The 7,412-nt window shown below is 50.8% G+C and carries 7 protein-coding genes; 4 read left to right on the plus strand and 3 right to left on the minus strand.

What is annotated here, in order from left to right; genetic code table 11:
* Positions 1-339 precede the first annotated feature (339 nt).
* Positions 340-1,860 (minus strand): ATP-dependent nuclease, encoded by a 1,521-nt coding sequence (locus lacNas_RS03590; protein ID WP_201331753.1) that lies wholly within the window; start codon positions 1,858-1,860, stop codon positions 340-342.
* 9 nt (positions 1,861-1,869) lie between these two features.
* Positions 1,870-2,577 (minus strand): VanZ family protein, encoded by a 708-nt coding sequence (locus lacNas_RS03595; protein ID WP_201331754.1) that lies wholly within the window; start codon positions 2,575-2,577, stop codon positions 1,870-1,872.
* A gap of 195 nt (positions 2,578-2,772) precedes the next feature.
* Between lacNas_RS03595 and lacNas_RS14160 the strand changes: the two genes are divergently transcribed.
* The 4 genes from lacNas_RS14160 (at position 2,773) to lacNas_RS03615 (ending at position 7,257) form a co-directional block, all read left to right on the plus strand.
* Entirely contained in the window at positions 2,773-4,524 is a 1,752-nt protein-coding gene (locus lacNas_RS14160) for a Rib/alpha-like domain-containing protein (protein WP_244660736.1), read from the plus strand.
* 107 nt (positions 4,525-4,631) lie between these two features.
* The gene (locus lacNas_RS03605; RefSeq protein WP_201331755.1) at positions 4,632-5,060 is read left to right on the plus strand and encodes a GtrA family protein; all 429 of its coding nucleotides are present in this window, start codon (positions 4,632-4,634) and stop codon (positions 5,058-5,060) included.
* An 11-nt stretch (positions 5,061-5,071) separates the two neighbouring features.
* The gene (locus lacNas_RS03610) at positions 5,072-5,515 is read left to right on the plus strand and encodes a VanZ family protein (RefSeq protein WP_201331756.1); all 444 of its coding nucleotides are present in this window, start codon (positions 5,072-5,074) and stop codon (positions 5,513-5,515) included.
* 80 nt (positions 5,516-5,595) lie between these two features.
* Positions 5,596-7,257, plus strand: a complete 1,662-nt coding sequence (locus lacNas_RS03615; RefSeq protein WP_201331757.1) for a putative glycosyltransferase family protein — start codon at positions 5,596-5,598, stop codon at positions 7,255-7,257.
* Between the two features lie 40 nt (positions 7,258-7,297).
* Here the strand turns inward: lacNas_RS03615 and lacNas_RS03620 are convergent.
* The coding region (locus lacNas_RS03620) for an IS3 family transposase (RefSeq protein ID WP_191669675.1) at positions 7,298-7,412 on the minus strand (115 nt) is incomplete at its 5' end.

The raw sequence follows: 7,412 nt of genomic DNA on the forward strand, positions 1-7,412 counted from the left end.
GCTTTGGTGTTCTGCCAGCCGTTCTTTTTGGCGGCAGAAACAGACTGACTAAATGGCAGGCTGACAAGCGTAGCCAAAACAGCCGCTCCCGTCATCAGCCATTTATAATCATGCTTTGGGTTACTCATCTTCATTCCTCATTCTAAAAAAAGTCACACTATGTTCAATATCTTTTTTATTTTAATAACTTCATATCGGAAAATCAATGCACATCCTATATTCTCTTAAAAAGTTTTTTCATTTGCCTAAAGAACGTAAAAAAAACTTCTAAGTTAGTTTAAAAAAACAACTTAGAAGCAATAAAAATACTTTTAATTTATATATACGCATATTAAAAGACTACGATTTATCGATAAAATGGTCGATCTGCAGGAAGTATTCTACCAGCTCCCGGTGGGTCTGGCCATCTTTTTGATAATAGTCTTGCAAATCTGGCAGCTGCATCTCTTCCATCAGCTTGGAAGCCGTCTTGTCCTTGCTCCAGCTCTGGTGGCGCTTTTGCATCAAGTCGTACATGTGCTGCTTGACGTCTTCATATGGCTCAAAGACGAGCTTCTTTTTGCCTTCTTTAAATACTAGGTAGTTCTCGATCTCTCTTTTAAAAGTCGCGTGGATGTGCGCCTGCATCTCCGGATACTTGGCCCGGATCCGGTGCAGGTGCCGCTGGCTCTGCTTGGCTTCTGGCGTCCCCTTGTCCGAGTCGATCAGGATGAACCAGGGCTCGTTCAGTTTCGAGAACAAGTCAAAGTTCAGCCAGGCCAATAGACTGCCGCATCCCCCGACCGGCAAAATGAAGAGGCCCTTTTCGGCAAAAGTCGCGTCCACCATCCCGGCCTCATACATCCACTGGTTGATCTTGGTCACGAAACGGACGTCTTCCTGGCCCTCGACCAGCAAAACGCAGCGCGACCGCCCGGCCTGCTGGCTGGGGGCCAGCCCCAAATTGCTGGAAGCTTCAGCCAGCACCTGGTTGTCGCTTAACAGCTGCTGCTTGCCGGCAACCTTCTTGATGATCTTGGTGCCTTCCAGGGGCAAAAGGCCCATCAAATGCGGCGTGCGCGGGATCAAGATGACCTGCTTGTTCTTGGCGACCAATTTTAAGACAGCCTGGGCCAGCAGGGCCTCCTCCTCTGCCGACAGGCTGCTGGCTTCAAAAGCATAGACCACGTTGTCGATGCTGGCATTTTCGCTTTGCGCCAGCAAAAAGGCCAGGATGACGCTGCCGGCTTTGCCCCGGCTGGTCACGCTCACCTTCTCCTGCTGCTTGATCATTTCCGCCAGGTCGGGATTCTGAAAGACAAACTGCGGCGCCGGCGCGCCCAAATCCCGGTAATTGGCCAGAAGCTGCGACAAGTTGCGGCCCAAGCGGTCATCCAGATAATCCTGGATTTCCTTGATCTCCGCCTGCTTGTCGCGGATGGCGCTGCGCACCACAAAATTCAAGGGGCTGGATGCGCTTGATTCCTCATCAAAAAAGACGTACATGGGCATTCGGGCCAGCAGGCTGCGGTAATAGCCCCGGTTTTGATCATCAACCAGCTGAAAGTCCCCGCCGTTTTCCGCGAAGCTGTCGGTTTCCTCCAGATACTGCCTGAGGTCAAAGGACTTTTTGACCGCGAAATCCTCAAAATAGCAGGTGATCGCGATTTCCCAGTCGCCAGCCTTCAGTGCCTTTTCGTTCAAGTCCTGCAGCTTCAAAGGCCGCTTGGCCAAAGAGCCGTTGAAAAAAATGTCCAGAGCCCGCAGAATAGTCTTCTTGCCGACTTCGCCCTCGCCCAGCAAGCTGGTCAGCGGGGCGAACTTCAGCTTGAATTCCCGGTAGCCCCGGAAATTGTGCAGTTCCACCGCCTTAAGTCGCATGTTCTCACCTCAGTCTTGTTGACCGCCGTGTCTTTCCCGGTAATCCTTCCGGCTTACCTTCACCTTCGGGGTCTTCTCCGTCGGGTTGGCCAGCTGCCGGCTCACCCGGTCCAGGCGCGCCGCCTCAGCTTCCCCCCTTGCCTGCATTTCAGCATGCTCGCGGGCTTTGCGCAGCTTCCGGGCCTGGATGTCCTGCATCCACAAGGTCGGCATGATCGCTACCGCCCCCAGAAAAGCACCGGTAGTATTGGCGATCATGTCGTTGACGTCATAAACCCCGAGACCGGTAAATCTTTGAAAATGCTCAATGAAGTAGGAAAGGCAGAAAGCCAGGAAAGTGGTGATCATGATGCTGTGCAGCCACTTGGACCAGGACGGCAGGATATAGCCCAGCGGGATGAACAGCATGACGTTCATCAAAAAGCCGTAACGGCCCCCGTAATTCGAACTGGAAAAGACTTTTTTCAAGCCCCATTTCCAAAAAGCCGGGTTCTCCAGCACTTCCTGCCCAGCGGCCAGCTGGACCGGATGATTGAGATAATAGGCAGCAGCCGTCAGCATTCTTGACGCGCATACGTAGTACACCAAAGCACAGCCGTAAACGAGCGTCACCAATAAGCGCAGAAAGGAGCTCCCCGTTCTGATGGCCCAGTAGCCAGCCAAGACGCAGCCGCCGATTACCACCAGGCGAATCAGCATAGCCAGTTCATGATACATTCTTTTTCTCACTTCCCCTTGCAAAAGTTCTCTCTATATATTTCTTTCTATATATTTTATACCAATGATTGGGCAAGCTCAAAAGCTCTGCCAAATTCATTAAAAGTCAACTTTTTTATTCACCTGAGGTTTAAATGCTTTATAATGTAATTGGTAAATGCTGTGAAATTTTATATTAAAAGAGGAATTAAGACAATGGCAAACAGTAAAAAGTGGTTTGCGGCCACTTGCGTTGCCTTGGCCCTGGCCGCAGGGACGACGCAGTTGCTGCAAACTCAGTCAGTTTCAAACAACCCGTTCAAGACGCAGAAGGTTTCTGCTGACGTCAACGACAAGGATACCTACACGATCCGCACTCAGTCCGATTTGGACAACTTTTTCAAATTAAGTGCCGACACTCAAAGCAACTTTACAGGTTTCAACTTTGAAAACAGCGGGACGATTACCTTCCCAGCCAACCATCAGCTGAACATCATGCGGCACGTGTCCTTCTACTTGAGCGCCAAGTCAACCGGGACCATCAACTTCAACAACACGACTGCAGCCATCAACCGGCACGCCAAGGGCTCTGTCCGTCCGGCCGACGGTCACGCATACTGGCCAACGACCGCCAAGCTTGACTGGTACGTCAGCGGCGACCACAATAACCAAGTTATTGAAAACCTGGACGTGCACGGGTCAGTCGAAGTTTCCTACTCCAATGGGAAGGTTACTACCGACAACCAAGGCGGTATCCAAGTAATCATGCTGCACACTAAGAACATCAACTTCAAGAACATGCAGTTCCACCAAGCACAGACTTTTGACCGGCACGTTTTTGACGTTCTGGGCTGCAGCAACGTAACTTGGGACAACTGTAAGTTCTACGGCTACGGCGGCAGCAAGTTCACTCAAAGCACCTGGGACGCGATCTACAAGCAAGAAGCCAACTCCAGCAAGGGTGTCGGCGGTCACTCCGTCTTGTCTGAAGCTATTCAGCTGGACGTGGCAACTGCAGAAGGCGCCAGCTACGACACTAGTGTAAATTCATCCAACTTCCCGTCAGCTGGTTCAACCCTGCTCGATGGCGCCTCAACTCAAAACGCCACTATCAAGAACTGCTACTTCGGTCCTGAAATCAACGGCACTTCCGGCGGGGCAATCGTCAACCGCGATCCAAAGAAGGCAATGCCGAAGACTACCATCCCATACGGGGCAACCGTCGGCAGCCACGGCGTTGATGATGCCAACAAGATTTCCAGCTACAAGAACATCAGCATTTACAACTCAACCTTTGAAAAGACTGCCAACGCTACTAACGCCAAGCTTTCATACTACAAGGTAATGGCGCCGATCCACCTGCGTTACACTGGCAGACAATCAGCCAGCGACGTCAACTCCTTGAAGGCTTGGAACAACACCTTCAAGAATGTCATTAACCGTGGCGACAACGGGATTCCAGACACTTTGTCAGGACAAGGCAAGGCCCTTTCCAAGACTGACATCTGGCTCTACAAGTCCTGGGCAGCCAACGCGCCGACTTACCTGGCAACGACTTCCACGACTTTCCCGAAGCTGAACTCACACGGCAGCAAGATTACCAAGGCCGTTCTGGCAAGCTCAGCCACCAAGAAGACCACTAAGAAGACTAATGCGCAAGTTTACGCTCCTAAAGCCAAGAACGTCACTGTCAAGGCCGGCAGCAAACTGACTGCCAAGAGCGTCATCACCAACGCAAGCAAGCTGCCTGCCAAGACCAGCTACGCTTTCTCGCCAGCTCCTAACTTGAAGAAGGCCGGCACTTACACGGTCAGCGTGGTCGTAACCTACCCAGACAAGTCAAAAGACACTGTCAAGAACGTCAAGGTCAAGGTTACTGCTGTAAAGAAGAGCACTAAGAAGACGACCAAGAAGTCGACTAAGAAGACCACCAAGAAGACCACTAAAAAGACTACTAAGAAAAAGTAGAATCTAAAATCATCCATTTAAAGCCTGCTACATCGTAGCAGGCTTTTTGTGTTAAACTGGTTATTTGTGGATCACTAACAAGATTTGACAGAAAAAAAGGTATATCAATGAAGCAAGAAAAATTACAGCAATTATGGGAAAAATACAAGGACACGATTCCATACGTCATTTTCGGCGTATTGACGACCGTCGTAAACATTGGCGTTTTCTGGTTCTTCTACCGGCAATTGCACGTCTGGATGATGGTCAGCAATATTATTGCCTGGTTCGCTTCCGTGCTCTTTGCCTACCTGACCAACCGCAAATGGGTCTTTCACAGTGAAGCTGCCAGTTTCGCCGACTACTGCAAAGAAATCACGGCTTTCTTCGCGGCCCGGCTGGCTACCGGCGTTTTGGACTGGCTGATCATGTTCATTTTTGCCGAAAAAATGGGATTCAACGACATGATCATGAAGATCGTTGCCAACATCGTGGTCATCATCCTCAATTATGTCGCCAGCAAGTTTTGGATTTTTAAGTCCAAAAACTCAAAATAAGGAAGCACGTCATGCACAAACCAGAAAAATACCTGCCCTTGCTGGCCTGCCTGGGCTCACTGGCACTGATCAGCGGGCTGACCTTTCAGAATTCCGGGCAATCAGCCCAGCTGACCTTGAAATTCGTCGGTTTGATTGAAAGAGCGCATTTTCGGCTGACTGGCAGCCTGATTGCGGAATATCCGCTTTACCACCTCCTGCGCAAATTGGCGCACACCGCGGAATACTTCTTGCTTGGCGCCAGTGCCGGCTATTTCTTCAGCCGCCGGCAGAAGCATTTCGTTGGGCCTGCCCTGGTGTTATCGGCCTCATGGTCGCTATTGGATCAAAGCAGCAAGCTGCTGGTTCCGGGCCGGGAATTCGATCCAACGGATTTTCCTTTTGACATTGCCGGCTATGTGCTGGGAATCAGCTTTATCCTGCTGGCTCAACGTCTTTATGCTAGAAAATCTTAAATGTTCAGCCTACCGGCTCACGTGTTAAGATGGTTTTACCAGCAAAATTCGTTTTCAGAAAAATTTCTAAAAAAATATCAATGAAAAAAATTTCTAAACACCGCACCGACCTGCTTTACCTGGCCGGGCTAGCACTGGCGGTCCTCTTAGCCGTCCTTTACCAACAACGGACACATGCCCTCTGGCTTTGGTCCGACTGGAGCTTCCATGCTTCCAGAGCAGAAGAGATCTACCAGAATCTGAAAGCCGGCAGTCCTTTGACCTATATCGCCACGCATACTTTTCACAGTACTGGCGTGGCTTCTTTTCTTTTTTATCCCTATCTTTTCTTGTATCCCTGGGCCGGCCTGCGCTTTGTCCTGTCTCCGGTCAATGCCTTTTACGGCTGGTACTTCCTGGTCAACTTGGCGACTGCTTGGCTGAGCTACTGCTGCATGAAGAGCTTCTCCAAAAAAGCTCTCCCCAGCCTGCTCTTTGCCCTGCTCTACACTTTTACCCCCTACCGGATCTACCTGGGAACCGCGGTGTTTGGGGAATTCCTCGCCGTCGCCTTCTTGCCCCTGGTCTTTCTGGGAATTTATGAAATTCTGTGGCGAGACCGGCGCAAGTGGTACCTGCTGGCTATCGGCGGCGCGCTGGTGACTTACGCTCACCTGCTGACCGTCATGCTGGTGCTGGAATTCTTCGCAATCATCATCATTATCAAGCTGATCAGCGATCGCGGGATCGAAAAAGACCGCCTGCTGGCCCTGCTCAAAAGCCTGCTGGCCTGCATCTGCCTGGTCTTGCCGGTCATCGTTCCTTTCCTGACCGACTTTGTCGGCCACGGGGTTACCAGCGCCAAGTTCGGCCTCAGCTACACGATGTCGCTAAGCCAGCTGCTTTTGCAGTCCTTTGGCTTCAGCCGGGGCTGGAAGCTCAGCCCCTATCTGCTCTTTTTCCTGCTTGCCGGCTGGCTGTGGATCAAGGGCCGCTTTGACTGGACCGTTTACGGCCTGGGCTGGCTCTCCTTCATTCTCGCAAGCACGATTTTCCCCTGGCACTTTTTGTCAAAAACTTTTCTCGCGGAAGTTCAGATCACGGCCCGCTATCTCTCATACACCGGCCTTTTCGTGAGCCTGCTGGAAGCCAAATATCTGGCAAACGGAATCACCCGACTGACGCCCCGCAAAAGAAAAGCCCTGACTGTCCTGCTGCCCCTTTTCGGCGTGCTCACCTCTTGCTCGAGCATGTACCTGCAGGTTCAAGTGATGAAACACCCGCAAAGACTGGCCAGCGTGCGGCGCTCATCTCTGACAAAGCTGCCGCAGACCACCATCAGCAACCAAGACTACAGCAAGATTTTCAATTACCAAGTAGTTTACGGTGAATACGACTACTATCCTGCCGCGGCCAAAAAGTACCGAAAGCAGATCGCCCGCCAGGTCGCCCTGCTCAATAAGAAAAAGGTCAAGCTGCAGACCAAAGCTGGCAGCAACCAGCTCACCTACACGATCAAAAGCAAAGGCGGCAAACTTGACCTGCCTGTACTGTCCTACCAGCACACAAGAATCAGCTTAAACGGCCAAACTGTTTCTTATCAAGTCAGCCAGCGCGGAACCGTGCAGATCAAGCTGCCAAAGGGAAACAGCCGGATTGTCGTCAGCTACCAGCCCGCCAAGTGCTACTACTATGCTTTGGCCTTTTGCCTGCTCAGCTGGCTCACTCTGGCATTTTACATTTACAAAAAACACCTGTCTTAAGAGCATCTGATGTGACCCCCAAAATTGGGACAAATTAGTATTACGCCGTTAAGGTTGTTAGAACATGATTCCGATATTCAATCGGGGTCATGTTTTTTCGTCCTGTTTTGATTCTTACGTTGTTGTAGTAATCGATATATTTGTGAATAGCTTGT

The sequence above is a fragment of the Lactobacillus nasalidis genome (genome assembly GCF_016587775.1).
In the GTDB taxonomy this organism is placed as follows: domain Bacteria; phylum Bacillota; class Bacilli; order Lactobacillales; family Lactobacillaceae; genus Lactobacillus; species Lactobacillus nasalidis.